General features: G+C 76.0%; 28 protein-coding genes and 1 pseudogene. 15 read left to right on the forward strand and 14 right to left on the reverse strand.

The features are described from left to right. Positions 1 to 239 precede the first annotated feature (239 nt). Genes rfbG through ACQP1P_RS26790 form a run of 3 tightly spaced genes read left to right on the forward strand, consistent with a single transcriptional unit; the run spans position 240 to position 3,614 of the window. On the forward strand, positions 240 to 1,307 hold the full coding sequence (gene rfbG / locus ACQP1P_RS26780; protein ID WP_433074106.1) for a CDP-glucose 4,6-dehydratase: 1,068 nt from the start codon (positions 240 to 242) through the stop codon (positions 1,305 to 1,307). Then, positions 1,304 to 2,563 carry a glycosyltransferase family 4 protein gene (locus ACQP1P_RS26785; RefSeq protein WP_433074109.1) on the forward strand — a complete coding sequence of 420 codons (1,260 nt, stop codon included), beginning with the start codon at positions 1,304 to 1,306 and terminating at the stop codon, positions 2,561 to 2,563. The genes rfbG and ACQP1P_RS26785 overlap by 4 nt, the downstream gene beginning before the upstream one ends. Further along, positions 2,556 to 3,614, forward strand: a complete 1,059-nt coding sequence (locus ACQP1P_RS26790) for a nicotinate-nucleotide--dimethylbenzimidazole phosphoribosyltransferase (RefSeq protein WP_433074112.1) — start codon at positions 2,556 to 2,558, stop codon at positions 3,612 to 3,614. The genes ACQP1P_RS26785 and ACQP1P_RS26790 overlap by 8 nt, the downstream gene beginning before the upstream one ends. A gap of 24 nt (positions 3,615 to 3,638) precedes the next feature. Here the strand turns inward: ACQP1P_RS26790 and ACQP1P_RS26795 are convergent, their stop codons facing one another. Continuing rightward, on the reverse strand, positions 3,639 to 4,970 hold the full coding sequence (locus tag ACQP1P_RS26795; protein ID WP_433074115.1) for a D-alanyl-D-alanine carboxypeptidase family protein: 1,332 nt from the start codon (positions 4,968 to 4,970) through the stop codon (positions 3,639 to 3,641). 185 nt (positions 4,971 to 5,155) lie between these two features. Here ACQP1P_RS26795 and ACQP1P_RS26800 point away from each other — a divergent pair, with 185 nt between their 5' ends. After that, positions 5,156 to 5,374 carry a hypothetical protein gene (locus tag ACQP1P_RS26800; RefSeq protein WP_433074118.1) on the forward strand — a complete coding sequence of 73 codons (219 nt, stop codon included), beginning with the start codon at positions 5,156 to 5,158 and terminating at the stop codon, positions 5,372 to 5,374. Between the two features lie 114 nt (positions 5,375 to 5,488). Further along, positions 5,489 to 5,953: a hypothetical protein gene (locus ACQP1P_RS26805; protein WP_433074121.1), complete on the forward strand. Its 465-nt coding sequence runs from the start codon at positions 5,489 to 5,491 to the stop codon at positions 5,951 to 5,953. 10 nt (positions 5,954 to 5,963) lie between these two features. On the opposite strand, the gene ACQP1P_RS26810 is transcribed toward ACQP1P_RS26805, so the two are convergent. Together ACQP1P_RS26810 and ACQP1P_RS26815 are read right to left on the reverse strand one after the other, a co-directional pair. Continuing rightward, entirely contained in the window at positions 5,964 to 7,181 is a 1,218-nt protein-coding gene (locus tag ACQP1P_RS26810) for a sensor histidine kinase (RefSeq protein WP_433074124.1), read from the reverse strand. Then, entirely contained in the window at positions 7,178 to 7,852 is a 675-nt protein-coding gene (locus ACQP1P_RS26815) for a response regulator transcription factor (protein ID WP_433074127.1), read from the reverse strand. The genes ACQP1P_RS26810 and ACQP1P_RS26815 overlap by 4 nt, the downstream gene beginning before the upstream one ends. A 139-nt stretch (positions 7,853 to 7,991) precedes the next feature. Here ACQP1P_RS26815 and ACQP1P_RS26820 point away from each other — a divergent pair, with 139 nt between their 5' ends. Then, positions 7,992 to 8,453 carry an FMN-binding protein gene (locus ACQP1P_RS26820; RefSeq protein WP_433074130.1) on the forward strand — a complete coding sequence of 154 codons (462 nt, stop codon included), beginning with the start codon at positions 7,992 to 7,994 and terminating at the stop codon, positions 8,451 to 8,453. Positions 8,454 to 8,606: 153 nt separating this feature from the next. Next, a complete protein-coding gene (locus ACQP1P_RS26825) occupies positions 8,607 to 9,455 on the forward strand; it encodes a universal stress protein (protein ID WP_433074133.1) in 849 nt (282 codons plus the stop codon). A gap of 68 nt (positions 9,456 to 9,523) precedes the next feature. Here ACQP1P_RS26825 and ACQP1P_RS26830 read toward each other — a convergent pair whose 3' ends face one another. From ACQP1P_RS26830 to ACQP1P_RS26880, 11 genes are all read right to left on the reverse strand, one after another. Next, positions 9,524 to 9,985, reverse strand: a complete 462-nt coding sequence (locus tag ACQP1P_RS26830) for a hydrogenase maturation protease (protein WP_433074136.1) — start codon at positions 9,983 to 9,985, stop codon at positions 9,524 to 9,526. Further along, positions 9,982 to 11,283: a Ni/Fe hydrogenase subunit alpha gene (locus ACQP1P_RS26835; protein ID WP_433074139.1), complete on the reverse strand. Its 1,302-nt coding sequence runs from the start codon at positions 11,281 to 11,283 to the stop codon at positions 9,982 to 9,984. The genes ACQP1P_RS26830 and ACQP1P_RS26835 overlap by 4 nt, the downstream gene beginning before the upstream one ends. Continuing rightward, positions 11,280 to 12,062: an oxidoreductase gene (locus ACQP1P_RS26840; RefSeq protein WP_433074142.1), complete on the reverse strand. Its 783-nt coding sequence runs from the start codon at positions 12,060 to 12,062 to the stop codon at positions 11,280 to 11,282. The genes ACQP1P_RS26835 and ACQP1P_RS26840 overlap by 4 nt, the downstream gene beginning before the upstream one ends. Then, positions 12,062 to 12,874, reverse strand: coding sequence for an FAD/NAD(P)-binding protein (locus tag ACQP1P_RS26845; protein ID WP_433074145.1), 813 nt, complete (start codon positions 12,872 to 12,874; stop codon positions 12,062 to 12,064). The genes ACQP1P_RS26840 and ACQP1P_RS26845 overlap by 1 nt, the downstream gene beginning before the upstream one ends. After that, positions 12,871 to 13,332, reverse strand: a complete 462-nt coding sequence (locus ACQP1P_RS26850) for a cyclic nucleotide-binding domain-containing protein (protein ID WP_433074148.1) — start codon at positions 13,330 to 13,332, stop codon at positions 12,871 to 12,873. Before ACQP1P_RS26850 ends, ACQP1P_RS26845 begins: the two co-directional genes overlap by 4 nt. Continuing rightward, positions 13,329 to 14,426 (reverse strand): 4Fe-4S dicluster domain-containing protein, encoded by a 1,098-nt coding sequence (locus ACQP1P_RS26855; RefSeq protein WP_433074150.1) that lies wholly within the window; start codon positions 14,424 to 14,426, stop codon positions 13,329 to 13,331. The genes ACQP1P_RS26850 and ACQP1P_RS26855 overlap by 4 nt, the downstream gene beginning before the upstream one ends. A 63-nt stretch (positions 14,427 to 14,489) precedes the next feature. Then, positions 14,490 to 15,551: a hydrogenase expression/formation protein HypE gene (gene hypE / locus ACQP1P_RS26860; protein ID WP_433074153.1), complete on the reverse strand. Its 1,062-nt coding sequence runs from the start codon at positions 15,549 to 15,551 to the stop codon at positions 14,490 to 14,492. Further along, complete coding sequence (gene hypD, locus ACQP1P_RS26865) at positions 15,548 to 16,660, reverse strand: hydrogenase formation protein HypD (RefSeq protein ID WP_433074156.1); 1,113 nt, start codon at positions 16,658 to 16,660, stop codon at positions 15,548 to 15,550. The genes hypE and hypD overlap by 4 nt, the downstream gene beginning before the upstream one ends. Further along, a complete protein-coding gene (locus tag ACQP1P_RS26870; protein ID WP_433074159.1) occupies positions 16,657 to 16,923 on the reverse strand; it encodes a HypC/HybG/HupF family hydrogenase formation chaperone in 267 nt (88 codons plus the stop codon). Before ACQP1P_RS26870 ends, hypD begins: the two co-directional genes overlap by 4 nt. A 5-nt stretch (positions 16,924 to 16,928) precedes the next feature. Beyond that, positions 16,929 to 19,250, reverse strand: coding sequence for a carbamoyltransferase HypF (hypF, locus tag ACQP1P_RS26875; RefSeq protein WP_433074162.1), 2,322 nt, complete (start codon positions 19,248 to 19,250; stop codon positions 16,929 to 16,931). Positions 19,251 to 19,311: 61 nt separating this feature from the next. After that, positions 19,312 to 20,253: a hypothetical protein gene (locus tag ACQP1P_RS26880; protein WP_433074165.1), complete on the reverse strand. Its 942-nt coding sequence runs from the start codon at positions 20,251 to 20,253 to the stop codon at positions 19,312 to 19,314. A 60-nt stretch (positions 20,254 to 20,313) separates the two neighbouring features. Between ACQP1P_RS26880 and ACQP1P_RS26885 the strand changes: the two genes are divergently transcribed. From ACQP1P_RS26885 to ACQP1P_RS26920, 8 genes and pseudogenes are all read left to right on the forward strand, one after another. After that, entirely contained in the window at positions 20,314 to 20,766 is a 453-nt protein-coding gene (locus ACQP1P_RS26885) for a hypothetical protein (protein WP_433074168.1), read from the forward strand. A gap of 47 nt (positions 20,767 to 20,813) precedes the next feature. Further along, complete coding sequence (locus ACQP1P_RS26890; RefSeq protein WP_433090139.1) at positions 20,814 to 22,079, forward strand: V-type ATPase 116kDa subunit family protein; 1,266 nt, start codon at positions 20,814 to 20,816, stop codon at positions 22,077 to 22,079. Then, positions 22,076 to 22,504, forward strand: coding sequence for an ATP synthase subunit C (locus tag ACQP1P_RS26895; RefSeq protein WP_433074171.1), 429 nt, complete (start codon positions 22,076 to 22,078; stop codon positions 22,502 to 22,504). The genes ACQP1P_RS26890 and ACQP1P_RS26895 overlap by 4 nt, the downstream gene beginning before the upstream one ends. After that, positions 22,501 to 22,749 (forward strand): hypothetical protein, encoded by a 249-nt coding sequence (locus ACQP1P_RS26900; RefSeq protein ID WP_433074174.1) that lies wholly within the window; start codon positions 22,501 to 22,503, stop codon positions 22,747 to 22,749. The genes ACQP1P_RS26895 and ACQP1P_RS26900 overlap by 4 nt, the downstream gene beginning before the upstream one ends. Continuing rightward, positions 22,746 to 23,225, forward strand: coding sequence for a hypothetical protein (locus ACQP1P_RS26905; RefSeq protein WP_433074177.1), 480 nt, complete (start codon positions 22,746 to 22,748; stop codon positions 23,223 to 23,225). Before ACQP1P_RS26900 ends, ACQP1P_RS26905 begins: the two co-directional genes overlap by 4 nt. Further along, on the forward strand, positions 23,222 to 24,958 hold the full coding sequence (locus ACQP1P_RS26910) for a V-type ATP synthase subunit A (RefSeq protein WP_433074180.1): 1,737 nt from the start codon (positions 23,222 to 23,224) through the stop codon (positions 24,956 to 24,958). Before ACQP1P_RS26905 ends, ACQP1P_RS26910 begins: the two co-directional genes overlap by 4 nt. Beyond that, the gene (locus ACQP1P_RS26915) at positions 24,955 to 26,355 is read left to right on the forward strand and encodes a V-type ATP synthase subunit B (RefSeq protein ID WP_433074183.1); all 1,401 of its coding nucleotides are present in this window, start codon (positions 24,955 to 24,957) and stop codon (positions 26,353 to 26,355) included. The genes ACQP1P_RS26910 and ACQP1P_RS26915 overlap by 4 nt, the downstream gene beginning before the upstream one ends. After that, a pseudogene (locus tag ACQP1P_RS26920) lies at positions 26,352 to 26,879 on the forward strand (V-type ATP synthase subunit D); the annotation flags it as partial. The gene ACQP1P_RS26915 and the pseudogene ACQP1P_RS26920, both read left to right, overlap by 4 nt. Between the last annotated feature and the right edge of the window lie 29 nt (positions 26,880 to 26,908).

The raw sequence follows: 26,908 nt of genomic DNA on the forward strand, positions 1-26,908 counted from the left end.
CCGCCACGGAACGTGACCGTTACATGCCGTTCGGTGCCGAACAACCTCACGCCTCGCAGTTGCACGGATCCGCTCAGTACTTGCGACGGGGTGTGGATCTCCCCTACGGTCTGGACCGGACACGCAGCACGCAACGCCGCCGTCCCATTGCGAACGGTCAAGGGGAATGACCCGTGAACGCAGATCTGCAACACCCCCGCCCCGATGTCAGACTCCGCACCGACCGCGCCGGAACGCGCGTGCTCGTCACCGGGTACAGCGGCTTCGTCGGCTCCTGGCTGAGCACCGCACTGCTCGCCGGGGGCGCGGAGGTGGTCGGCTACGCCACCGACGACACCCCGGACACCCGGGCCCGCGCGGCGCAGCTGACGGCCCTCGGCGTCACCGGAGTCACCGGCGACATCCGCGACTTCGACGCGCTGCACGACGTCGTGCGCGGCGGCCGGTTCGACGCCGTCGTCCATCTCGCCGCGCAGCCGCTGGTCAGCGCCGGACTCGCCGACCCGCGCACGACCCTCACCACCAACGTCGTCGGCTCGGTCAACGTGCTCGAGGCCGTGCGGCTGTGCGCGCCGCCGGTGCTGCTGCACGTCACCTCCGACAAGTGCTACCGCAACCGGGCCTGGCCGTGGCCGTACCGGGAGATCGACGACCTCGGCGGCGGCTGCCCCTACAGCGTCTCCAAGGCCGGGGCCGAGCTGGTGTTCGAGGCCTACCAGGAGCTGTACCGCACCGCCCGGCTGCCGGTCGCCGCGGGCTCGATCCGCTTCGGCAACATCATCGGCGGCGGCGACCACGCGGCGAACCGGCTCGTGCCGGACACGCTCACGGCCCTGGCCGCCGGGCAGCCGATCCGGCTGCGCAACCCGGACGCCGTGCGGCCGTGGCAGCACGTCCTGGACGTCGTGCACGGCCTGCTGCGCCTCATGGACGGCCTCGGCTCCGGCGCCGTCGTCCCCGGCCAGGTCTTCAACTTCGCACCCCCGGGCAACGGCGCCAGCGTGCGGGAACTGGTCGACGCCCTGATCGCCGCGTGGACCCGGCACGGCGGCACCGGCGTGCCCGTCGTCGCCGACCGCGACCCCGGATTCGCCGAGGACGGCGTCCTGCGCCTCGACGGCCGGCGGGCCGCGGCGGCACTCGGCTGGCAGCACCGCTTCGACCTCGACGGCAGCGCCGAGGCCGTCGTGGCGTGGCACCGCGCGGTCGCCACCGGCACCGCGGCCACCGACGCGACCGCCGCCCAGTTGCACACCGTGCTCGGCCTTCCCCGACTCCCCGACCGAACGGCAGGTGCCGCGCGATGAGCAACGCCTTCGTCTTCTCCCGCGAGTACCCGCCGAACACGGTCGGCGGCACCAGCACCGTCGCCCGCAACCTCGCCGTCGGCCTGGCCGAGCTCGGCCGGCGGGTCGTCGTGGTGTCCACGCTGCCCGGCACCGACCGCGACGCCCGCGAGCACATCGACGGCGTGACGGTGCACCGCGCCGCCACCGGCCTGGTCTACAACGAGGAGTCCGGCCTGGCCGACCAGAGCGTGCGCAGCCACCGCCGGCTCTACGCCGCCGCCGAGGCCCTCGCCGGCGAGCTCGGGCCGCCCGGCGTGGTGCTCCTGCCCGACTTGTTCTGCCACCCCGAGGCGACGATGTTCGCCCGCCGCCACGGCGTCGCGACCGTCAACATCCTGCTGCAGGACTTCCGGGCGATCGTGCCCTACGACCGCGACGCCCACCACGTGACGACCGGCGTCTCCGCCGACCGGCACGACCTGGTCCAGCTGGAGGAGAAGGCGGTGACCGGCTGCGACCACACCGCCTTCATCAGCCGGGCGCTCAGCGACGCCGTCACCGGCCACTACCCAAACAGCACCGCGGCGCACAGCGTCGTGCACCTCGGCGTCGACCTCGCCGAGATCGACGCCGTGCGCGCCGCCCCGGACGGTCCGCGACTGCGCGCCGAGCTCCTGGCCGGGCGGCCGGACACGTCGCTGCTCGTCGCCTGCGGCCGGCTCGTGCCGGTCAAGGGCTTCGCCGAGCTCCTGCGGGCGCTGCCCGGCGTCCACGCGCCGGACGCCGCCGCGCACCTGGCGCTCGTCGGGGTCGGCCCGGAGGAGCCCGCGCTGCGCCGCCTCGCGGGCGAGCTCGGGGTCGCCGACCGGGTCACGTTCCTGGGCGACATCCCGCGGCGGGCCGCGCTGAGCTGGATGTCGGTCGCCGACGTCGCGGTGGTGCCGAGCCTCTGGGAGTCCTTCTGCTACGTCTGCGCCGAGATGATGGCGCTGGCGCGGCCGGTGGTGTGCACCGCCGTCGACTCGCTGCGCGAGCTGGTGCCCGACGCCCGTCATGGCTGGCCCGTGCCGGTGGCCGGACCCTCGGGTGCGCGAGTGCTCGACCCCGGCGCCCTGGCCGCCGCGCTCACCGCGGCGCTGGCCGACCCGGCGGAAGCGGCCCGCCGCGGCGCGGCCGCACGGGCCCGCGTCGAGCGGCACTTCACCAACGCCCGCTTCGCGGAGGGCATCGCGGCGATCGCCGACCGGCTGGCCGGGCTGAGCGGCCATGCCTGAGCCGGGCCTCGCCGCCGTGCACGCCCTGTGCGCGGCGGTGACCCCGCCGGACCCGCGCACCGCGCGCCGGTCGCAGCTGCGCCAGCGGGCCCAGGCCCGGCCGCCGGACGCCCTCGGCGCCCTCGACGCCGTCGCGCACCGCGTCGCCGGCATCCGCCGCGATGCCGCGCCGGGGCCGCTCCCGGCCGCGGTGAGCGTGCTCGCCGGCGACCACGGCGTCGCCCGGCACGGCACGTCGGTGTACCGCCACGGCTACACCGCCCGCGTCCTGGAGCTGATCCGGGCCGGGCACGCGCCCGTCTGCACCCTGGCCGCGCGGGTCCCGGCCCGGGTCGAGTGCGCCGACGTCGGGCTCTGCGAGGCCGTCGGCGACCAGCGGTACAAGATCGGGACCGGCACCGGCGACATCACGCGGGACGCGGCGATGACACCGGCGCAGGCCGTCGAGGCCGTGCTCAGCGGCGCACGGTACGCCACCGACCGGCTCGCCGACGCCGGGCTGCTCGCGATCGGCGAACTCGGCGTCGGCAACACCACCCCGGCCGCCGCGCTCACCGCCCGGCTCCTGGACACCGCCGCCGCGGACGTCGTCGGCGCCGGCTCCGGCGTCCCCGCCGACGTCGTCGCCCGCAAACGGCGCCTGGTCGACGTCGCCCTCGCCCGCCACGCCGACGTCCCCGCCGGCGACCCGCTGGCCCTGCTCGCCGCCCTCGGCGGCTTCGAGATCGCCGGCAACGTGGGCGTCATCCTCGCCGCCGCCGCACGGCGCCAGGTGGTGGTGATCGACGGCACCATGACCGCCGTCGCCGCCCTCCTCGCGGTGCGGCTGTGCCCCGCGTCGGCCGGCTACCTCGTGGCCGCGCACCGCTCGACCGAGCCCGCCCACCGCGCCCTGCTCGCCGGGCTCGGCCTCGATCCCCTGCTCGACCTGGGCATGCGCCTCGGCATGGCCTCCGGCGCGACCCTCGCCCTCTCCCTGATCAACGGGGTCCTCGCGGTCGCCGCGTCGACACCGTCGGCGCGCTCGGCCGGTCTCGTGCCGAGCCGGTGATCCGACCGGCGCACCCCTGCGTGCTCACACGTGCGTGATTCTCTCCCACTGGCTGGGTGGCTTCAGCGTGTGCGTGGCCTGGAGGGCGGCGGTCACGGCCGTGTCCGAGGCGGTGAGCCTGAGCGTGCCGACGCCGGCCCCCGCCGCGATGCGCCCCCGCACGCTGCCCAGCGTCTCCATCCGGTAGGTCAGGCCGGGCCAGCCGAGCACGGTCACGTCGCCGCCCGGGACGAGCGTCGTGCTCCTGCCCATCGGCCCCTGGACCGTCGCCACGACGTCGCCGGCGCCCACGACCCGGTACCGGTGCAGCAGACCGCCGCTGGCCTGGATCAGGCGACGGGCGGCCTCGAAGGCGTCCGTCATGTTCGGGCCGGGTGCGAGCACGGCGCCGATGACCTTGTACCGGTGACCTTCCGCGGAGATCTCGGCCGCGAAGAGCAGGCAGCCGCCGGCGTCGTCGGTGAATCCGGTCTTGATGCCGATGATCCCGTCCTGGTAGAGCTGTGTGTTGACGTTGCTGACCGGCCCGACGACGGGGAGCGTGGCCTGCGGCATCGCCACGATCTGCGCGAACACCGGCATCTGCATCGCCAGCCGGCCCAGGGTGGCCTGGTCGGCGGCGGTGCTGACGGTGGCCGCGTCGAGCCCGGACGGATCGGTGTAGTGCGTGTTCGCCATCCCGAGCTGAGCCGCGGCCTGGTTCATCCTGGTCACGAACGCGGCCTCGTCACCGGCGTCCCACCGGGCCAGGATGTGGGCAATGTTGTTGGCCGAGGGCAGGAGCAGGGCCACGAGCGCCTCCCGCTCGGTGAGTGTCTCGCCGGCCACGACCCGCACCACCGACTCGCCGGAGGCGAACTGGGACGGGTAGGTGGCGGCCTCCTCGGCCGAGACGGTCAGCGTGGGGCCGTCCTCGTCCGGGCGCAGGGGATGGTCGCGCAGGATGAGGTACGCGGTCATCACCTTGGCGACGCTGGCGATCGGCACGGGCCGGGAACCGCCGGAGGTGCCCACCCGCCCGAACCCGTCGACGTCGACCGCCGCCTGCCCGGCCTTCGGCCACGGCAGCACCGGCGCGGCGCCCGGGATCGCGTAGGTCTGCGCGACGGTCTGCACGATCCGCGGCGCCGGCACCGGCCGGGTCAACCCGAACGTGACGAATCCACCGGCGCTCAGCACCACGGCCGCCACGGCCACGGACAGCCACAGCTCTCGACGACGCGCCGGCCGCGGTGCGGCCACCGGCTCCTGTTCCACACCGGCTTCGGTCCCGGTCCCGGTCTCGAACTCGGTCTCGGTCTCGGTCTCGTGCTCGATCTCGTGCTCGATCTCGTGCTCAGTATTGGTCTCGGCCACCCCGACCCCCCACGGCCAAACATGCGACGAGGCCGCGCCCGACGCGGCCTCGCGCGCCCTACCCGGACCGACCGCTGGCTAACGTCCGAACTCGGCCGCGACGTGTGGCCGCCCGGAATCTGGCGGGTCTCCTGCCGAGCTAGCTTTGACCTTGGCAGCCCGCTCCCGGCGTCGAGGTGGTCAAGATGGCAACGGCCGGCGTCCTCGTCCTCGCCGTCCTGCTGTTCGCCTGCGCGGTGGCGTCCTTCTGCGTCGCATCCCGGCTCGCCCGGCGGCCCGAGCGGCGCATGCGGCACGCCGATCGGCGCGGGCACGCGGCCGCGGCGTACCGCGGCGCGCACGAGCAGCATCGGACCGTGGGCGAGCTCCAACGACCGCGCCGGCAACACCTCGGCGACGGGTGAGGCGAGCGGCGCGCCGCGGGAAGCACCAGCCACCGGGGTACGGACCGCGCGGCAGCGTGCGATGTGTCCGCTCCACGACCGCGTGATCAGCGGGAAGGCGGGACCATACCGGTCGTGACCATGCGCCTGTACGACCGCAGCAGCCGGACCCTCGCCTACGCCGACCTCGACCCCGTCCTGCGCCAGGCCGTCGAGCGGCACGCCGAGGAGCGCCTGCTCGGCGCCGTCGCCCCGGTGGCCGTGGTCGACACGCGATCGATCAGCCTCAAGCGACGCGGGCTGTTCCGCCGCGGCGAGCCCGAGCACCGCACGGTCGGGCTGCTGCTGCCGCACGCCCTGATCGTGCTCACCTCGGGCGCCGAGCGCGGCGTCGTCGTGAAGTCCACCCGCCTGGCCGACATCGCCGCGATCCGGCGCCAGGACCCACAGCTCGTCCTCGACACCGGGTTCAGCGTCGAGGCCCGGTGGGACGGCGCCCGCGCCGTGTCCTGGTTCCTCGCGCTCGGCGACGACCCGGCCGGCCGGGCGTTCCACGAGACGCTGCACGACGCGGTGGTGGCGGCGCGCCAACGCGGCTGACGCGCCGGCTTCATCCCACGCCGGCGCCCGCCGGCAGGAGCATCGTGAAGCGGGCGCCGTGCCCGGGGCGGCCGTCGACGCGCAGCTGCCCGCCGTGTGCGTCGACGACCTCCTGGACCAGCGCCAGGCCGAGCCCAAAGCGGCGGCCCGGCCGGTCGACGGGGTGCTCGCCCCGCGCGAATCGGGCCAGCAGGTGCTCGGCCCGGGCCGGGTCGAGCCCCACGCCGTCATCGACGACCGCCAGGCAGACGCGGTCGTCCACCCGCTCGACGGCGACCGTGACGATGCCACCCGCGCTGACGTGGGCGAGGGCGTTGTCGATCAGCGCGGCGAGGGCCCGGCGCAGCGAGGAGCGCACGCCGGTCACCTCCATGGCTCCGGCACCGATGTCCGTGCGCAGGGTGACGTGCTGCGCGGCGGCGTACGGCTCCACCGACGCGGCAAGCTCCCGCGCCAGGTCGCCGGCGTCGAACACCACGCCCCCGGCCGGCCGGTGCGACAGCTCCGCGGACAGCAGCAGGTCGTCGACGACCTCGCCGAGCGCGCGGGTATCGGCCACCAGCTCGGCCACGCCGGCGCGTATCCGCTCGGGGCCGGCATCCCGGTCGAGGCGCCGCTGCAGCAGCTCGGCGCGGGTGTGCAGCACGGCCAGGGGCGTGCGCAGCTCGTGGCTGGCATCGGCCACGAAGCGCCGCTGCAACGACAGGGCGCGGGCCAGCGGCCGCACCGCCCGCCGGCCGAGGACGGCGCCGACCGATGCCGCCGCGACGATCCCGATCAGGCCGGCGACCAGCAGGGACTCGATCAGGCGCTCACCGGACTCCTCGCGGGCGGTGACGTCGAGCAGGCCGACGGTCCGGCCGCCGTCGGCGCGATCCACCACGTAGACCTCGAAGTGCCGGTCACCGATCGTCACGTTGCCGCGCCCGGGCCGCAGCCCGGTGACGTCGGTGCGCAGGACGGCGGGTGGCGTGCCGCCACTCGCCGTGACGACGCCGTCCGGTGCGCGGCGCAGCAGTACGACGCCTTCGGTCCCGGTCAGATCCGCGCCGGCGGCGAGTGTCTGCGCGCGGACGGTGTGCTCCTCGGCCCGGTGCTCGGCTCGGATGGTCAGCGAGAACGCCAGCACGCTGACCAGCACGACGGTCGCGGCGACGGCGGCGGCGACCTGCACGGCGATCACGGCGGTGGCCCGGCGCAGCAGGCGCGACTCGGGGTCGGCCGTCATGCGGTGCCGATCTGGTAGCCGAGGCCGCGCACCGTGCGGATCACCGGGCGGCCCAGCTTGCGGCGCAGGTAGTGCACGTAGGTGTCGACGACGCCCGCGTTCTCGGCCGCGTCGAAGACGAGCGTGCGCAGGTCGCCGCGGGTGAACACCTGATGCGGCCGCGCGGCGAGCGTCTGCAGCAGCGCGCACTCACGGTCCGACAGCGCCACCACCTCACCCGACTGGTCGTGCACCTGGCGGGTCGTCACGTCGAGCCACCGGCGCCCGATCGAGAGCCGGTCGGCCCGCTCGCGGTGGCGGCGGCGCAGTGCCCGCAGCCGGGCCAGCAGCTCCTCGGCGTCGAAGGGCTTGGTCAGGTAGTCCTCGGCCCCGGCGTCGAGCCCCTCGACCCGGTCGGTGACGGTGCCCCGGGCGGTGAGCACGAGCGCCGCCGTGGCGACGCCGCGCCCGCGCAGCCGGCGCAGCAGGTCCAGCCCCTCGATCGCGGGGAGGCGCCGGTCGAGCACGATGACGTCGTAGGCGCGGGACAGCCCGAGATGCAGCCCCTCCTGCCCGTCGCGGGCCCACTCCACGAGGTAGCCCTCGTCGGCCAGCAGCTCCTGCAGCACGCCGGCCAGCCGCCGGTCGTCTTCGATCAGCAGCACTCTGGGCGGCGCGGGGGTATTGAGCACGGGCTCAAGCTTGGCACGCGATGGGCTAAGAATCCTCGAAGAACCGCGGGGCACAGTGGCGGCGAGATCGTCGCGCTGCGCGCCGGTGTTACCGCCGCGGCGCCTGCACACCGAGCGTTTCACCGGTAGGAGAGCACGGATGAGGCGGATCACGCTGTGGCTGATGTCCACGGTCGCGGCGGTCGTACTGCTGTTCAGCTACCGCACCAGCACGATGGGCGCGGCGGCGCCGAACGCGCCCGGCGTGGCCGGTGCGGCGCCGGGCGTGATACCCGGCGGCCCCGCCCCCGTGCCGTCGAGCTCGTCCGGCTCCCCGGCCGCCACGGTCGTCAACGGCACGGTCTCGCAGACCCGCTGGGGGCCGGTCCAGGTGCGGGTGACCATCTCCGGCGGCCGGATCACCGACGTGGTGGCGCTGCAGGTGCCCAGCGGCAACCGGCGCGACCGGGAGATCAACTCGTACGCGGTGCCGGCGCTGCACGACGAGGTCCTGCGGGCCCAGAGCGCCGACATCGACTCGGTGTCCGGCGCCACCGTCACCAGCGACGGCTACCGCCGCTCCCTGCAGGCCGCGCTCGACGCCGCCCACTTCGGCTCCTGAACCGGCGGGCCTTCGACCGGCGCTGATGGCCGCCAACCAATGCCGGTCACAGAAAAACAGGCCGGATGCCCTGCCACAGCGGTGCGTGCCGGGGCATGGTGAAGGTGGAAGGCAGTTTCCCCGCGGTGCGTCCGCCGACCTCGGGAGGTCGTCATGACCGGCAATCCCCGACCGGTGATCGTGGGAGTCGACGGCTCGCCGGCCGGCCTCGGTGCGGTCCGCTGGGCCGTGGACGAGGCGGTGCGCCACGAGCAGCCGCTGCGGGTCACCCACGCCGTCGCCGTCGCGGGCGCCCACGACGAACGGGCCGCCGACGAGCACCAGGTCGCCCTGCACGCCGCGGTCGAGGCCCGCACCTGGCACCCCGGCCTGCACGTCACCACGTCCACGTGGCGCGGCAGCCCGGCCCGTGTGCTCCTCGACCAGTCGCGATCCGCCGCGCTCCTCGTGGTGGGCAGCCGGGGCGTGGGTGGCTTCGGCTCGCTGCGGATCGGCTCCGTCGGCCTGCAGGTGGCCGCGCACGCGCACTGTCCCGTGCTCGTCGTGCACCACGCGGAGCGCTGGGCCGACCCGGAGGTCCCGCTGCCGCGGCATCAGCCGATCGTCGTCGGCGCCGACAGCTCCGCGCACGCCGAGTTCGCGGTGGAGCTGGCGTTCGCGGAGGCGATGTCGCGCGGTGTGCCACTGGTCGCGGTGCGCGCCTGGCAGGAGCCCGCCCACCGCTGGGGCCGCGGCACCGACCTCACCCGGTGCGCCACCGAGGCATACGACATGCTGGCCGCCGGGCTGGAACCGTGGCGGGCGAAGTACCCCACCGTGCCGGTCGAGCCGCGCACCGTCCAGGGCGCGCCGGCTCCGGTCCTGCTCGACGCGGGCCGCGACGCGCTCATGATCGTGCTCGGTCCGCGTGGAACGGGCGGCTTCGACAACCTCAGACTCGGCTCGGTGACCCAGCAGGTGCTGGACCACGCCTCGGCGCCGGTCCTCGTCGCCCGCCACTGACGCACGCCGCACACGCATGGGTGCCCCCGCGCTTCGCGCGAGTCTGTGCCGGGCGCCGCGTCCCGGGCTCACGGCAGGTCGCGGACCGCGGCGACGACGTGGCCGACCACGCGCTCGACGGCGGTGGCCACGGCCGGGGTCAGGCCGATGCCGTAGCCGGTGTCCGCCGCCTCGATCCCGAGCAGCAGCATGCGATCCGGGATCCGGCCGAGCTCGCGGGCCAGGGCGACGGCGTCGCCGAGGTCCATGGCGTGGGAGCTGGTGCTGCCCCCGGGCCCGCCCGGGCGGCGGGCCAGCAGCCGGCGGTGGACGTGCCCGGCCGGAGCGTCGTGCGTGTGGACCGTGTCGACGACGACGGCGAGCCGGCGTCGTTCCCACAGCGTGATGAGTGCGCCGGGCTCGCCGTCGCTCTCGGCCAGGGCGACCCCGGGCAGGCCGGCGCGGCGGAGCCGGTCGACGACCGCCGGGCCGGCACCGTCGTCACGGCGGAACGGGTTGCCGACACCGATCACGACGACCGGCGGGTTCACGCGCGTTCCACCGTGAGGTCGAGGAAGTGGGTGGCGCAGGAGATGCACGGGTCGTAGTTGCGGATCGCCTGCTCGCACTGGGCGGTGAGTCGTTCGTCGTCGAGGTCCAGCCGCTCCTGCACGTACCGGCGCAGGTCGTCCTCGATGCTCGGCTGGTTCTGCGCCGTGGGCGGCACGATCCGGGCGCTGCGGATCGTGCCGTCGCCGTCGAGCTCGTAGCGGTGGAACAGGGCCCCGCGCGGCGCCTCGGTGGCGCCGAATCCGATGCCCGCGCGGGGCGGCACCTCCAGGTGGGGCGGTGCCGGAGGCTCGTACGCCTCGATGATGCGCAGTGCCTCGCCGAGGGCGTAGACCATCTCGACCGCGCGGACGACGATGCTGCGGAACGGGTTGTCGCAGCGCTGCCCGAGACCTGCCGCGTCCGCGGCCTGGCGGGCCACCGGCGACAGCACGGCGTGGTTGAGCGTGTACCGGGCGAGGGGGCCGGTGAGGTACTTCCCCGCGCCGGCCAGCGCCGCGTGCAGGGCGGTCGAGTGCTCCGCCTGCGTCTCGACGATGTGGTGTTCGAAGTCGCGCACCGCGAAGGACCGGCCGGCCGACGTTCGCGGCTGCCCGCTGTCGATCGGGTACCGGTCCGGGTCGGTCAGCGCGAGCAGCTCGTGGTCGACGGTGAAGTCGGGGAACGGGAAGCCGGCGACCCACTCGACGGTGGCGAGGGCGTGATCGAGGGCCGGGCGCAGCGTGTCACGGGCGAGCGCGCGCAGCTCGCCCGGGGCCCGGGCGTGGTAGAAGCCGCCGACGCGGACGTTGATCGGATGGATGGCGCGGCCGCCGACGAGCTCGAGAATGGCGTTGCCGGCCTTCTTGAGCGCCAGGCCGCGCTCGACGGCGCCGCGATGGTCCCGCGCCATCTCCACGACGCCCGGGTACCCGAGGAAGTCGGGCGCGTGCAGCAGGTACACGTGCAGCGCATGGCTGGCGACCCACTCGCCGCAGTAGAGCAGCCGGCGCAGCTCGGCGATCGGCTCGCTGACCCGCACGCCGCACGCGTCCTCGATCGCCAGGCAGGCGCTCGTCTGGTACGCCACCGGGCAGATGCCGCAGATGCGGGCCGTGATGTCGGGTGGTTCGAGGTGGCCGCGGCCGCGCAGGAACGCCTCGAAGAAGCGGGGCGGTTCGTAGATGCGCAGCCGCACGTCGGTCACCGTCGCCCCGTCGATCCGCACGTGCATCGCCCCTTCGCCCTCGACCCGGGCGAGCGCGCCGACGCGCAGCGAACGGTCGTTGCGGTGGCTCATCCCCGCTCCCCCCGCTCGGCGGCGGCCCGGAACTCGGGCTTGGCGGTGTGGAAGGTGCGAAAGACGCGGGCCACGTCGGCCGGGGACATGCCGAGGCTGCGCAGGGAGGCGACCATGGCGGCAGTGTTGGGTCCCGCCATCGGGCCGAAGCAGCCGTAGCAGCCGCGGCCGTACGCGGGGCACAGCGCGCCGCAGCCGGCCCGGGTGACCGGCCCCAGACACGGGATGCCCTGCGCCACCGTCACGCAGGCCGTCCCGCGCAGCTTGCACTCCTGGCAGACGCTGTGCACGGGCAGGCCCGGACGGCGACCGGCCAGCAGCGCGGTCAGCACGCCGATGAGCTGGCGCCGGTCGATCGGGCACCCCGGCAGCTCCAGGTCCACCCGCACGTGGGCCGAGATCGGCGTCGACTCGGCCAGCGTCGCCACGTACTGCGGCCTGGCGTAGACGACCGAGCGGAACTCCTGGACGTCGGCGAAGTTGCGCAGCGCCTGGACGCCGCCGGCGTTGGCGCACGCGCCGATCGTGATCAGCATCCCGGACTGCTCCCGGATGCGGTGAACCCGCTCGACGTCGTCCTGCGTGGTGACGGAGCCTTCGACGAGCGAGACGTCGTACGGGCCCTCCACGACCGCACTGGAGGCCTCCAGGAAGTGCGCGATGTCGACGTGCTCGCTCAGCGGCAGCAGTTCGTCCTCGCAGTCGAGCAGGGTGAGCTGGCAGCCGTCGCAGGAGGCGAACTTCCACACCGCGAGCGTCGGCCGGGTCGTCACAGTCATCACAGCTCCTTGACCGTCAGCAGCGGGCCGGCCTGCTCGTAGCCGACCACGGGGCCGTCCCGGCACAGCAGCAGCGGGCCGAGCTGGCAGTGCCCGCAGTGCCCGAGCCCGCAGTGCATGTTGCGCTCCAGCGACAGCCACACCCGGCCGGCCGGCACGCCGAGACCGACCAGGCCCCGCGCGGCGAACCGCATCATGATCTCGGGCCCGCACACGCAGGCGACCGTCTCCGCCGGCCGGTGCCCGAGGCGGCCGTACAACTCGGTCACCACGCCGACGTGACCGCCCCACTCCGCGGTGGCCCGGTCCACCGTCGTGTAGACGTCGAGCCCGGCGGCGCGCCAGTCCCGGTACTCGCCCGGGTACAGCAGGTCGTCCGGGGTCCGCGCGCCGATCAGCACCACCACCCGCCGGTAGCGGTCCCGATCGGCCATCGCGTGCAGCACGACCGGGCGCAGCGGGGCCAGCCCGAGCCCGCCGGCGACGACGACCAGGTCGGCACCGGCCGGCGCGGGCAGCTCCCAGCCGCGGCCGAACGGGCCGCGCACGCCGAGCATCGCGCCCGGCTCGGCCCGGCACAGGGCACCGCTGGTGGCCCCGACCGCCCGGATCGTGTGCAGCGGGCCGGCGTCGCCGTAGCCGGAGACGGAGATCGGCACCTCGCCCACCCCGAAGGCGTACAGCATGGCGAACTGACCGGGCCGGAAGACCGGCAGCGGCGCGTCGACCGGCTCGAGCGCGAGGGTGACCGTGTCGCCGGTCTCGCGCCGGCGACCGGTCACCCGGTACCGGGCGGCGGTCATCGTGGTCATGCCGGTGCCTTGTACAGGTCGAGCAGCCGGATCCTGGTCGCCTGCATGCGCTCCACGACGACCGCCATGAAGCGCTTCGTCAGCTCGTAGCCGAGGTCGGGGTCGGCGTCGCACAGCGCGCGGACGCCGTCGCCGTCGACCGCGATGCTGAGCACCTGGTCGACGGCGACCGCGCCGAAGTGCCAGCGGTACGGCGGGAACATCCACGACCAGCCGAGGACGGTGCCGGGGCCGATGGTCTCGATGACGGCGTCGCCGCGGCCGGGCACCCGGATGTCGAGGTGGACGCAGCCCTCGCGGATGAGCCAGAACCGCTTCGCGCGGCCGTTCTCCTCGAAGATCCGCGTACCGGCGCGGAACGGCGCGGGGCGGGCCCAGCGCGACAGACGCTCGACGTGGCCCGGCGGCAGGCCGGCGAGGAACGGATGCGCGAGGAGCAGGTCGTACATGGTGATCATGGCAGTTCCCCGTCGGATGGGTGCGCGTTGAGGGCGTGCAGTTCGGCGGTGACGTCGATGCCGACCGGGCACCAGGCGATGCAGCGGCCGCAGCCCACGCATCCCGACTCGCCGAACTGGTCGTGCCAGGTGCCGAACTTGTGGGTGAGCCAGTGGCGGTAGCGTCCGGCGTTCGACTCGCGCACCGCTCCGCCGTGCAGGTAGCTGAAGTCCAGGTCGAAGCACGACTCCCAGGACTCCCAGCGCTCGGCGTGCGCACCGGTCAGGTCCGTGGTGTCGGTGACCGACGTGCAGAAGCAGGTCGGGCAGACCATCGTGCAGTTGCCGCAGGTCAGGCACCGCGACGCCACGTCGTCCCACTGCGGGTCCGCGCGGTGGCCGGCCAGCAGCGTGCGCAGGTCGGCCTCGGGCAGCGTCCGGCCCATCCGCGTCGCGGCGGAGTCCACCGCCCGCTGCGCGGACCCGATGTCGTCGGCGGACGCCGGCGCCGCCGGAACCCGGGCGAGCACCGCCTCGCCGCCGGCCGTCCCGCTGTCCGCCAGGTACGTCCCGTCGGGGCGTTCGGTCAGCACGATGTCGTAGCCGGTGTCGGCGCCGGGTCCGCCGCCCGCCGACACGCAGAAGCAGGCGCCGCCCGGCTCGGTGCAGTTGACCGCGACGATGAGCATCTCGGCGCGGCGTGCGGCGTACCGTTCGCCGTCGCCCAGCACGTGGTCGAGCACGCCGATCGCGCGCAGATCGCAGGGGCGGACGCCGAACAGCGCCAGCCGCCGCGGTGGCGCCGGCTCGTCGGTGACCGTGAAGCCGCCGGCGGATCGATCGGCCGAGCTCAGCTGCTGCCGGGGCGGATGGAGGACCTGCTTCCACGACTGCGGTCCGGACGTGTGCGTGAACGCGAGCCGCTCGTCGCCGGGCCGCAGCCGGTAGATGCCGGCCTCGACCTCGGTCCGGCGGCCGTACGGCAGATCCGCCGCACCGCCGATCTCGGTGAGCACGATCGCGTGCCCGCGCACCGTCGGGCCGATGACGGTACGGCCGTCCTGTCGCAGGGCGGTGAAGAGCTCGTCGAGCCGGGACAACACCACCGGGGCCATCGCGCGCCTCCACAGCTGAGCGTGCCGGCGTCGCTACCCCGTCAGCGCCGTTTTACCCCGATGTCAGCAGATCCGTGGCAGTTGCTCGCCGACGAGCATGTCGACGATCCGGCGGCCGCCCATGAGGGTGCGCATGACCACCCGCCCGGGGTGCTCCCCCACCACCGACCCGAGCCGGACCGCGCCGCGCCCCTCCGGCCTTTCGCGCATCGTGGCCAGCAGCGCCTCGGCCGCCTCGGGCGCGACCACCGCCACCAGGCAGCCCTCGTTGGCCACGTGCAGCGGATCCAGGCCGAGCAGCTCACACGCCGACGCCACCGGCGCCGGCACCGTGACCGCGGCCTCGTCGATCTCGACCCCGACACCCGCCGCGGCGGCGATCTCGTTCAGCGCCGACGCCACGCCGCCCCGGGTCGGATCCCGCATGACGTGGATCGCCCGCCCCGCCTCGGCCACCATCGCCGCGACGAGCCGGTGCAGCGGGCGGGTGTCGGAGGCGATCTCGGCCTCGAAGCCGAGCGCCTCCCGCGTGCTCAGGATGGTCGTGCCGTGCGCGCCGATCGGCCCGGACAGCAGCACCGCGTCCCCGGGGCGGGCGAACGCGGCCGACACCGCGGCGCCGGGCAGCCGGCGGCCGAGGCCGGTCGTGGTCACGAACAGGCCGTCGGCCGCACCGCGCCCGACCACCTTCGTGTCGCCGGTGACGACCGGCACCCCGGCGGCCGTCGCGGCGGTGCCGACCGAGGCGGTGACCCGCCGGAGATCGGCGACCGGGAAGCCCTCCTCGATGACGTACGCCACAGCGAGCGCCAGCGGCGCGGCGCCCATCATCGCCACGTCGTTGACGGTGCCGTGCACGGCCAGCACGCCGATGTCGCCGCCGGGGAAGAACAGCGGGCTGACCACGAACGCATCGGTGCTCACGACGAGGTCGAGGCCGTCGACGGCCACCACGGCGGCGTCCTGGGGCACGGTCTCGGCGGCGGCGGCGCCGAGTGCCGGGATCACGACGTCCCGCAGCAGCTCCGCCGACAGCTGGCCGCCGCTGCCGTGCCCGAGCAGCACCTTCTCGGTCTCGGCGAGCGGCACCGGGCAGCCGCCGCGGGCCGGGTCGGCGGCCGTCATCGCGGTCCCGCGCCGGCCGCCGGGCGCACCCGCCCCGCGTTGTAGAACGCGGCGCAGGTCCCCTCGGCGGACACCATCGGCGCGCCGAGCGGCGTGCGCGGGGTGCAGGGGCTCCCGTAGGCGGCGCAGTCGGTCGGCACGCGCGTGCCCCGCAGGATCTCACCGGCGATGCAGGCGGGGTGCTCCCGGGTGGTCCGGCCGGCCACGGCGAAGCGCAGCTCGGCGTCGTATCCGGCGAACTCGTCGGCGAGCATGAGGCCGCTGCCGGGGATGGTGCCGATGCCGCGCCAGGCGCGGTCGCCGATGCGGAACACGCGGCGGATCGCGTCCTGCGCCGCGGTGTTGCCCGAGCGGCGCACCGCGCGGGCGTACTGGTTCTCCACCGCCGCGCGACCGTCCTCGAGCTGCCGGACGGCCATGAGGATGCCCTCGAGGAGGTCGAGCGGCTCGAACCCGGTCACCACGATCGGCACCCGGTAGCGGGCCGCGATCGGCTCGTACTGCGTCCACCCCATCACCGCGCAGACGTGCCCGGCGGCGAGGAACGCCCGCACCTCGCACTCCGGCGCGTCGAGGATCGCCGTCATCGCGGGCGGCACCAGCACGTGGCTGACCAGCATGCTGAAGTTGGGCAGCCCGAGCCGGTGGGCCCGCAGCACGGCCATGGCGTTGGCCGGGGCGGTGGTCTCGAAGCCGACGGCGAAGAACACCACCTCACGGTCGGGGCGCTCGACGGCGACCCGGACCGCGTCGAGCGGCGAGTAGACCACGCGGACGTCGGCGCCGCGGGCGCGCAGCGACAGCAGGTCGGTCTCGCTGCCCGGCACGCGCAGCATGTCGCCGTAGGAGGTGAAGACGACCTCGTCGCGCCCGGCGATCTCCAGTGCCTTGTCGATGAGCTCCAGCGGCGTCACGCAGACCGGGCACCCCGGCCCGTGGATCATCCGCAGCCCGGCCGGCAGCAGTTCGTCGATGCCCTGCCGCACGATGGTGTGGGTCTGCCCGCCGCACACCTCCATCAGCGTCCACGGCCGCGTGACCGCCGCGCCGATCTCGGCGAGCAGGCGCCGGGCGAGGGCCGGGTCGCGGTACTCGTCGACGTACCTCATGGCGCCGCCCCCGCCCCGCCGGCGAGCTCCCGTTCCAGGACGTCGCCCATCGTCGCCAGGATCTCCAGCGTCCGTCGCGCCTCGGCCTCGTCCACCAGGCTGATGGCGAACCCGACGTGCACGATCACGTAGTCGCCGGCCCGCGCCTCGGGTACGTAGGCGAGGCAGACCTCACGCGCGACGCCACCGAAGTCGACCGTGCCCATCAGCAGGCCGCCGGCGTCGTCGGCCGACACGATCCGCCCCGGGATGCCCAGGCACATCCGGCTCACCCCCGGCCCATCCGGGCGGCGGCGACCGCCGCCTGGCCGTAGCTGATCCCGCCGTCGTTGCCGGGCACCAGCTCGTTGAACAGCGGCTCCAGCCCCGCACCGGACAGTCCCCCGACGACGGCCTCGAGCAGGATCCGGTTCTGCATGACCCCGCCGGACAGGCAGACGGTCCGCAGCCCGTACCGCGCCGCGGCGTCGGCGCACAGGGCGACGGTCACCGCGGCGATCGTGGCGTGGAACCCGGCGGCGAGCGGCCCCGCGCCGGCACCGTCGTGCACCGCCTCCAGCAGTGCCAGCAGGGTCGGCGCGGGGTCGTACACCACCAGCCCACCCCGCCTCGTCAGCCGCCACGGCAGTTCGGGCGCGGCCGGGCAGGCGGCGGCGAGCGCCTCCAGCCTGACGGCCGCCTCGCCCTCGTAGGTCGCGTCGTCGCCGACCCCGAGCAGCGCGGCGACCGCGTCGAAGAGCCGCCCCGCGCTCGAGGCGACCGGGCAGTTCACCCCGCGCGCGACCATCCGCCGCACGACGGCGACCTCACGATCGGGCAGCCGGCGCAGGAACGGGCCGGCGGCGCGCGGCACACGCTCGTCGGGCAGCTCGCAGCCGAACAGGTAGCCCAGTGCCATGCGGGCCGGGCGCCGCACCGCGGCCTCGCCGCCGGGCAACGGGGCCCGGACGAAGCGGGCCACCCGCCGGTACGACACCAGGTCGGCGACGAACACCTCGCCGCCCCACAGCGTGCCGTCGTCGCCGAGGCCCAGCCCGTCGTAGGCCACGCCGACGAACCGGCCGGTCACACCGTGCTCCGCCGCGCACGACGCGACGTGGGCGTGGTGGTGCTGCACCGCGATCCGGCGCCCGACCGGCAGCGCTGCGGCGTACTGCGTCGACAGGTACCCCGGGTGCGGGTCGTGCGCGACGACGTCCGGCGTGATGCCCGCGACCCGGGACAGCCGCGCGAGGTTCGCCGTGAACGCCTCCATCGTGGCCTGCTGCTCCAGGTCGCCGGTGTGCGGGCCGACGAACGCGGCGCTGCCGGTGGCCAGCGTGAACGTGTGCTTGAGCTGAGCGCCGACGGCCAGCAGCGGCCGCGGCGCGGGCACCGGCAGGGCGATCGGCTCGGGCGCGTAGCCGCGGGCGCGCCGCACGAGCGACACCCGCCCGGCCGCGACGCGGGCCACCGAGTCGTCGTACCGGGACCGGATCGCCCGGTCGTGGCCCAGGAACCCGTCGGCGATCCCGGCGAGGCGCCGCCCGGCCTCGGCGTCGTCGGTCACGATCGGCTCGTCCGAGACGTTGCCGCTGGTGACCACCAGGGGGCGGCCCAGATCGGCGAGCAGCAGGTGGTGCAGCGGCGTGGTGGGCAGCAACAGCCCGAGCCCCGGCACGCCGGGCGCCACCGCGTCCGCCACGGGGCCGTGCGTTCGCGGGGCCAGCAGCACCACCGGACGAGCCGGCGAGCAGAGCAGCGCCGCTTCCACCGCGCCGACCCGGGCCAGCCGCCGCGCCGCCGCCACGCCGTCCACCATGACGGCGAACGGTTTGGCCGGGCGATGCTTGCGCTCGCGCAGCCGGGCCACGGCGGCCCCGTCGGTCGCGTCGCAGGCGAACTGGTAGCCGCCGAGCCCCTTGAGCGCGACGACCCCGCCGCGGCCGATGAGGCGCTCCGCCGCGGCGAGCGCGTCCTCGCCCCGGGCGACGGCGCCGTCCGGGCCGTGCCACGCCAGCCGCGGGCCGCATGCCGGGCAGGCGATCGGCTCGGCGTGGAAGCGGCGGTCGGCCGGATCGGCGTACTCCCGCGCGCAGCCGGCGCACATGTGGAAGCCCCGCATGCTCGTGCGGGCCCGGTCGTACGGCAGGGCGTCGACGATCGTCGCGCGCGGGCCGCAGTCGGTGCAGTTGACGAACGGATAGCGGTACCGCCGGTCGCCGGGGTCGAACAGCTCGGCCCGGCACCGGTCACAGGTGCCGAGGTCGGGCGGTATCCGGCCCGCCCCGGCGCCGGGCGCGGGCGGGCGGTTCGACCGGGCGACCCGGAAGCCGCTGCCGGGCGCGGGCGGGCGACCACACAGCTCGCGGACCCGCACGTCGGCGATGCGGGCCTGGACGGGGGCCTCGGCCCGCAGCCGGGCGACGAGCGCGTGCACCGCCGCGGCCGGGCCGGCGGCCTCGACCACCACCACGCCGCCGTCGTTGCGGACCCAGCCGTCCAGGCCCAGCCCGCAGGCCAGGCGGTACAGGAACGGCCGGAACCCGACGCCCTGGACCGTCCCGTGGATCTCGATACGGTGCGCCACCCGCGTTGCGACCGTCTGCACGAGTTCAAGTCTTGTCCCCGCGCACGCGCACGCACACCAAAGTCCGGGACTTCTCACCCCGTCACGGTCGCAGGCCGGCGTCGAGCACCGCGTCGTACGCCCCGGCCCCCACCCTGTCCGCCGCGGCGGCCACGGCGGCCCTGACCCGCCAGCCGTCGACCGCGAGCGCGGCGGCGGCGCCGATGGCGGGGCGCCCGTCGAAGCCCGACGAGCGCAGCAGCCGGTGGGCGTCCCGGTCCACCCGCGCCCACCAGCCCGCCTCGGCCCGCCACAGCGCGTCCGGCTCGGCGATGTCGTCGAGCGCCCACGCGGCCGTTGCCGGAAGGGCCGCGACGAAGCCGGCGAACGACGCGGCATCGAGTGCCCGCCGCCCGAGCAGCCCAGCGGCGCGGGCGCGGGCCGCCCCGGTGAGCGGCCGGCCGGTGAGCCACTGCTCCCGCGCCACCATCAGCGCGAGGCCCCCCGCGGCCCAGGGCTCGGCCGCGGGAACCGCCGCGGCACGCACCGCCCAGGCGGCCCGCACGTGCTGCCCGATCGCGCGGGCCGTCGCGGCCCCGGGGTCACCCCACGCGGAGGACGCCAGCGCCGCCCGCACCTGCTCCACTGTGAACGTGGCGGACAGCGACGGCCGGAGGACCGCCAACGACCCCAGCCGGAACGGCGCCGGGCCGTCATGCCCGCGTCCGTGCCGCAGCATCCGCTCGACGTTGCAGATCTCGAACCAGCCGGCCAGCGCCACCACCTGCTCGGCACCGTCCCGCGGCAGCCATCCCGCGAGGATTCGCAGGTGCCACAGCACCGTGCGGGCCACCGCGTCCTGCACCGCCGCCGCGTCCTGGCCCGGGCGCACCTCGCGTCCGTACGGGCCCGTCTCCAGCAGGCCGATCGCCGCGTCGAGCCCCTGGCTTGCGGCCAGCACCCGTGCCGCGGCCGGACCCACGCAACGCCGGGCGAGGGCGCGCGCCCGCACGGCGCCGGCGACGTGGGCAGCACCGGATCGCATACCCCCAGAATGCGCCGCGGCGAGCCGGTGGCGACCGTCCGGGGAGGGTAGGTACCGGCCGTGACGACGCTGCGGCAGCTGCTGCGACGGTTCCGGCCGGCCGGTCCCCCGGGCGCGGCCGGGCGGGTCGCGGTGCCCGCCGACCGGGCGGCCCGGGCCGAGGAGGAGCTGCGCCCGGTCTTCGCCGCGCTCGCCGCCGCCGACGCCGAGGCCGCCGCGATCCGGGCGGCGGCGGAGGCGGAGGCCGCGCGGCGACAGCGCCGGGCCGGCCTCGCGGCGCGACGGATCGTCGCGGCCGCGCAGGCCCGGTCCCAGCAGGCACGCGCCGAGGCGTTCGCCGCCGCACGCGCCGACACCGCCCGGGCCGCGGAGACGGTCATGGCCGACGCGCGACGGGCCGCCGAGGCGTTGCGTGCCCGTGCCCGGACACGCCTGGACGCCGCCGTGCCGCCGATCGTCTCCGCCGCGCTGGACGAGGTGTGCGGCACCGGCCGGGACCCGGGCGCACCGTGACGGCCCCCGCCCCGGGGTCGTGGCGGCAGCGGCTGCGGCCGGTGCGGATGACGCGTGTCGCGCTGGTGGCGCCCGACGACGCGCTCGACGCGGTCCTGGCCGAGGTCGGCGCGGCCGGCGTGGTCGAGCTGGAGCCGGTCGACCCCGGCGGCGGCCCCGGCGGCGGCGATGCCGAGGCCGTCGGCTTCGACCGGATGCGGGCCGGGGCGGTGCACCGCCACGGCGCGGCCGCGTACCTGGGCTGGTGTCCCGAGCCGGCCCGGGCGGCGCTGGGCCACCGGCTGGCCCCGCTCGGCGGAGCCCTCGCCGCGCTGCCCCCGCCGCCCGGGGTCGAGCCGCCGACGCTGCTCGCCCGGTCCGGGCGGGTGAACAGGTCCTTCGCGCCGATCGTCGAGACGTACGGGGCCGTGCCGTACGCCGACGTCGACCCGACGCTGCCGGCCGGAGTCGCCTACGTGGTGATGTTCGGCATGATGTTCGGCGACGCCGGTCACGGCCTGGTGCTGGTGCTGGTGGCCGCCGTACTGGCCCGGCGCCCGCCCCGGCGGTACCCCCGGCTGCGCGACGCGTGGCCGTTCGTCGCCGGCGCGGGGCTGGCCAGCACCGTCTTCGGGGTGCTCTACGGCGAGTGCTTCGGGCCCACCGGCCTGCTGCCGGCGCTGTGGCTGCGACCGTTGGACGAGCCGGTGCGGCTGCTGGTCGCCGCGGTCGGGCTCGGCGGCGCGCTGCTGGCCGTCGCCTACGTGGTCGGCATCGTGAACCGCTGGCGGGAGGGCTCCGCCGGCCTGGCGTTGTACGCGCCGTCGGGCATCGCGGGCGCCGCCGTCTTCGCCGGCCTCGGCCTGCTCGCCGCGGGCGTCTTCACCGGCGGCATCGCGCTCGTGGCCGTCGCGGTGGCCGTCGCGGCCGCCGGACTGGTGGTCGCCGCCGCCGGCCTGTACACGGCCGCGGGCGGTGGCGGGGCCGCCGTGGCCCAGACCGTCGTCCAGCTCTTCGACCTCGTCATCCGGATCTGCGCGAACCTGGTGTCGTTCGCCCGGCTGGCCGCGTTCGGGCTGACCCACGCGGCGATCGGCGCGCTCGTGTGGGCCGGCACCACGGCGCTGTGGCACCGGGGCGCGGCGTGGACCGTCGCCGCGGTGATCGTCTTCGCGCTCGGCAACGCGCTCGCGTTCGGCCTCGAAGCCGTCGTCGCCGGGGTCCAGGCGCTGCGCCTGGAGTACTACGAGCTGTTCTCCCGGGTGTTCGAGGGGACCGGCCGGCCCTACCGCCCGTGGCGCTGTGTTCCGGCTTCCAAGGAGGTTCAACGGTGAACGCACTCTGGCTCGTCGCCGTGCCCGCCGTCGCGGTGGTCGCCTGGGCCGTGCGGCGAACGGCCATCCGGCGGCCCCGGCTGGTGACCCGCGCGCTGCTCGTGGTGAACGCCGTGCTCTTCGCGGCCGCCACCTCCGCGGCGGTCCTGGCGCTCACCCCGGGCCCGGCCGGTGCGGGCACCACGGCGCCCGCCCCGGCCGGGACGGGCAGTGCCGGCTGGGCCGCGCTGCTCGGCGCGGCCATCGCGGTGGCCGGCTCGTCGATCGGCGCGGCGATCGCCGTGGCGTACACCGGCGCCGCGGCGCTGGCGGCGCTGAGCGAGCGCCCCGAGCTGTTCGGCCGCGCCATGGTGGTCGTCGGCCTGGCCGAGGGCATCGCGATCTACGGGCTCATCGTCGCGATCATCCTGATCGGCCGGGCGTGAGCATGGACGTGACGGGCCGCCTCGCCGCGATCGGCGAGGCCCGCCTCGTCCGCGGCTACGGCCTGGCCGGAGCCGCGGTCATCGCCGCGGAGGACGAGCCGGCGGCGCGGTCCGCGTGGCGGGAGCTCGACCCCCGGATCACCATCGTCATCGTCACCCCGTCCGCGGCCCGGGCCGTGGCGGCGGCCGGCGGACCCGGCGGGCGCCTGCTCGCGGTACTGCCGGATCCGGACGGTGCCGCGTGAACCTGGAACCGGTCCGGGCGGCGCTGCTGCGCCGTGCCCACGCGGACGCCGCCGCCGTCCGCGCCGGGGCCGCACAGGCCCGCACCCGGCTGCTCGGCGACGCCGGCGCCGAGGGCGAACGGATCCTGCGGGAGGCGCGCGGCAAGGGCCGCGCCGACGCCGCACGTCTCGCCCGGGCCGAGGAGGCGCGCACCCGCCGCGCCGCCCACGCGCTCGTCCTGGCCGCGCAGCGGGACGTCTACGACGAGCTGTGCCGCCGCGTCGCCGGGCAACTGCGCTCGGCGCTCGACGGACGGCTCGGGCCCGCGCTCGCCGCCCGGGCCACGGCCGCCCTCGGCCCGGACGCCCGGGTCGAACCGGCGCCCGGCGGCGGCTTCACGGCCCGTCTGGGCGATCGGCGCGTGGACTGCTCCGTCGCGTCGCTCACCCGGCACGCGGTCGAGTCGGCCGGAGCCGTCGCGGAGTTGTGGCGATGACCGCGCGGGCCGCCCGGATCACGCGCGTCAGCGGGCCGCTGGTGCAGGTGGACGGCGCGGACGCCGCCATGCACGACGTCCTGGAGCTCGGCCCGCACCGCTCACCCGGCGAGGTGGTCGCCGTCCGCGGCGCGCACGTCACCGTGCAGGCGTACGAGTACACCGGCGGCCTGCGCCCGGGTGACGTCGCCGTCCCGCTCGGCCGCCCACTGGCCGCGCCGCTCGGGCCGTGGCTGCTCGGCGGCCTGTTCGACGGGCTGCTGCGCCCCCTCGCCGGTGCCCCGGTCTGGCTCGCCGCGGGTTCGCTGACCGCCACACCGGCGCACGGCCCGGCCCGGCGCTTCACGCCGCGGGTGGCGCCGGGCGATGCGGCCGGACCGGGCGGAGTCCTCGGTACCGTCGCCGCCGGTGGCCCGATCGCGTTCCGGGTCCTCGTCCCGCCGCACGTGTCCGGCCGCGTCGGGCGGGTCGCCGCACCCGGCGAGTACGGACCCGGCGACACCCTGGCCACGGTCGGGGCGGTGCCGGTGACGATGACCGCGTCGTGGCCCGTCCGCACCCCGCGCCCGTACCTGGCCCGCCGCGGCGCGGACGTGCCGCTGCTCACCGGGCAGCGCGTGATCGACGCGTTCTTCCCGATCGCCAAGGGCGGCACGGCAGCGGTTCCGGGCGGCTTCGGCACCGGCAAGACCCTGCTGCTGCAGCAGATCGCCAAGTGGTGCGACGCCGACGTCATCGTCTACGTCGGATGCGGCGAGCGCGGCAACGAGATGGCCGACGTCGTCGCGGAACTGTCCACGCTGGACGACCCCCGCACCGGCGGGCACCTGCTCGACCGGACCGTCGTGATCGCCAACACGTCGAACATGCCGATGATGGCCCGCGAGGCGAGCATCTACACCGGCGTCACGGTCGCGGAGTTCTACCGCGACATGGGCTACGACGTCGTGGTCATCGCCGACTCCACCTCGCGCTGGGCGGAGGCGCTGCGCGAGTTCGCGTCCCGCAGCGGAACCCCACCGGCCGAGGAGGGCTACCCGGCCGACCTCGCCTCGGCGCTCGCCGCCTTCTACGAACGGGCCGGGGCCGTGCGGACGCTCGGTGGCGACCACGGCTCCGTCACGATCCTCGGCGCGGTGTCCCCGCCCGGCGGCGACCTGACCGAGCCGGTCACCGCGAACACCGAGCGGTTCGTACGCTGCCGGTGGACGCTCGACCGGGACCTCGCCTACGCCCGCCACTACCCCGCGGTGTCCTGGTCGGCGTCGTTCTCCCGCGACACCGGGCTGATCGGTGCCGACTACGCGCGTCGCGCGGATCCGGGCTGGGCCGCCCGGCGGGCACGGGCCCTGGACGTGCTCGCCGACGCCGGCCGCATCGCCGCGCTCGCCGACCTCGTCGGCACGAGCGGGCTGCCGGCGCACGAACGGATGACGCTGCTCGCCGGGCGGCTCCTGCGCGACGGCGTCCTGCAGCAGAACGCCCTCGTCGTGAACGACGCCTACTGCACCACGGCGAAGTCGGCGGCGCTGCTCGAGGCCGTCCTCACCGTGAGCGACCGCTGCCACGCGCTCGTCGACGCCGGCGCCGCGCCGGCCTCGGTCGAGGCGGTCGACTTCGGCCCGCTGCTGCGGGCCCGGGAGACGGTCGGGCCCGGCGACGCGGACGGCGTCGCCGGGCCGCGCGACGCCGTCCTGGCCGAGCTCGACGCGGCTGCCGGGAGGGCGGCATGAGCGCGTGGCCGGCGGTCGAGTACGGCGACATCCGGGAGCTGCACGGCCCGCTGGTCGTCCTCGGCGGTGTCTCGGGAGCCGGATACGACGACGTCGTCACCGTTCGTCTGCCCGGCGGCGACGAGCGGCACGGCGTGGTGCTCGAGGTCGACCGGGACACGGCGGTCGTCCAGGTGCTCGAGGGCACCGCGGGCATGGGCCGCCACGGCAGCACCGTCGCGTTCGCCGGGGCGCCGATGCGGATCCCGGTCGGCGGCCAATGGCTGGGACGCACCTGCAACGGCCGCGGCGCACCGATCGACGGCGGGCCGCCCGTGACCGGCGAGCGCGGCGCGGCGGTCGGCGGGGCACCGCTCAACCCGACCTGGCGCGAGCCCCCGGCCGACCCGGTGATCACCGGCGTGTCCGCCGTCGACGCGCTGACCACCCTGGTGCGGGGCCAGAAGCTCCCGGTGTTCAGCGTCGCGGGCCTGCCGCACCTCGAGCTCGCCGTGCAGATCGCCGCGCAGTCCCACGTCGGCGGCGCGCCGTTCAGCGTCGTCTTCGCCGGCATGGGCCTCACCCACACCGACGCCGCCTACGTCCGGGACGCCCTGGACGAACGGGCCACCGCGGGCGAACTGGTACTCCTGCTGAACACCGCCGACGATCCGGTGATCGAACGCATCCTCACGCCGCGGCTGGCACTGACCGTCGCCGAGGATCTCGCGTTCACCGGAGGCCGGGACGTCCTGGTCGTGATGACCGACATGACCGGCTACGCCGAGGCGCTGCGGGAGGTGTCCTCCGCGCGCGGCGAGCCGCCCGCCCGGCGTGCCTATCCCGGGTACCTCTACACCGACCTCGCGTCGATCTACGAGCGGTGCGGCCGCATCCGGCACCGACCGGGCTCGGTGACGATCCTGCCGGTGCTGACCATGCCCGCCGGGGACATCACCCATCCGGTGCCGGATCTCACCGGGTACATCACCGAGGGGCAGATCGTGCTCTCGGCCGAGCTGCACGGGCGGGGCGTGTATCCGCCGGTCGACCCGCTGTCGTCGCTGTCGCGGCTCATGCGCCACGGGGCCGGGCCGGGCCGGACCCGGGCCGACCATCTGCCGCTCGCGGCGCAGGTGCTCGCCGCCCTGTCGCACGCCCGGCAGACCCGCGAGCTGGCCGACCTGATCGGCGCGGCCGCCCTCGGCGACGTGGACCGTCACTACCTCGGCTTCGCCGACGTCGTCGAGCAGCGACTGATCGACCAGCGGCCGGACGAGGCGCGAAGCCTGGACGACACGCTCGACCGGGCCTGGCAGGCGCTGCGGGCCCTTCCGGAGCGCGAGCTGGTCATGCTGCCCGAAGCGCTCCGCGCGGCCCACGCCGCATCCGCGGAGGGTGCCGAGGTGACCGGATGACCGCCCTGCGCCATGTTCCCGTGGGTCGCTCGGGCCTGCTGTGGCTGCGGCACCGGCTCGAGGTGACCCGGCACGGCAGCAGCGTCCTGCGGCGCAAGCTCACGCTGCTCGCCGCCGAACACGACCGCCTCCGGCAGCGCCGGGCCGAGACGGCCAGCGACTGGGCGGCGGCCGACGCGACGGCCCGCGGCCGGCTCGGACGCGCGACGATCCTCGACGGCCTGGAGGCGGTCGAAGCGGCGGCCGAGGTACCACCGGCCGAAGCCACGCTGCCGTGGACGACCGTGATGGGCGTGCGCTGCCCGGGCGAGCCGTCGCTGGTGCTCCCGCCGCGCCCCGCGCATCTTCCGGCGCCCGGCGGCGCGGCGCTCTCGCGGGCCGAGACCGCGTACCGCGCGGCGGCCCTCGCCGCGGTGCGGCACGCGGCCGCCGACGCCGCCCTCGCCACCGTCGAGGCCGAGATGGCCGCCACCCGGCGGCGGGTGCGGGCACTGGACCGCCACTGGATCCCGGCCCTGGAGGCCGCGCTCGCCGCCCGGACCCTGCAGCTGGC

The sequence above is a fragment of the Dactylosporangium sp. CA-052675 genome (assembly GCF_050947935.1).
In the GTDB taxonomy this organism is placed as follows: domain Bacteria; phylum Actinomycetota; class Actinomycetes; order Mycobacteriales; family Micromonosporaceae; genus Dactylosporangium.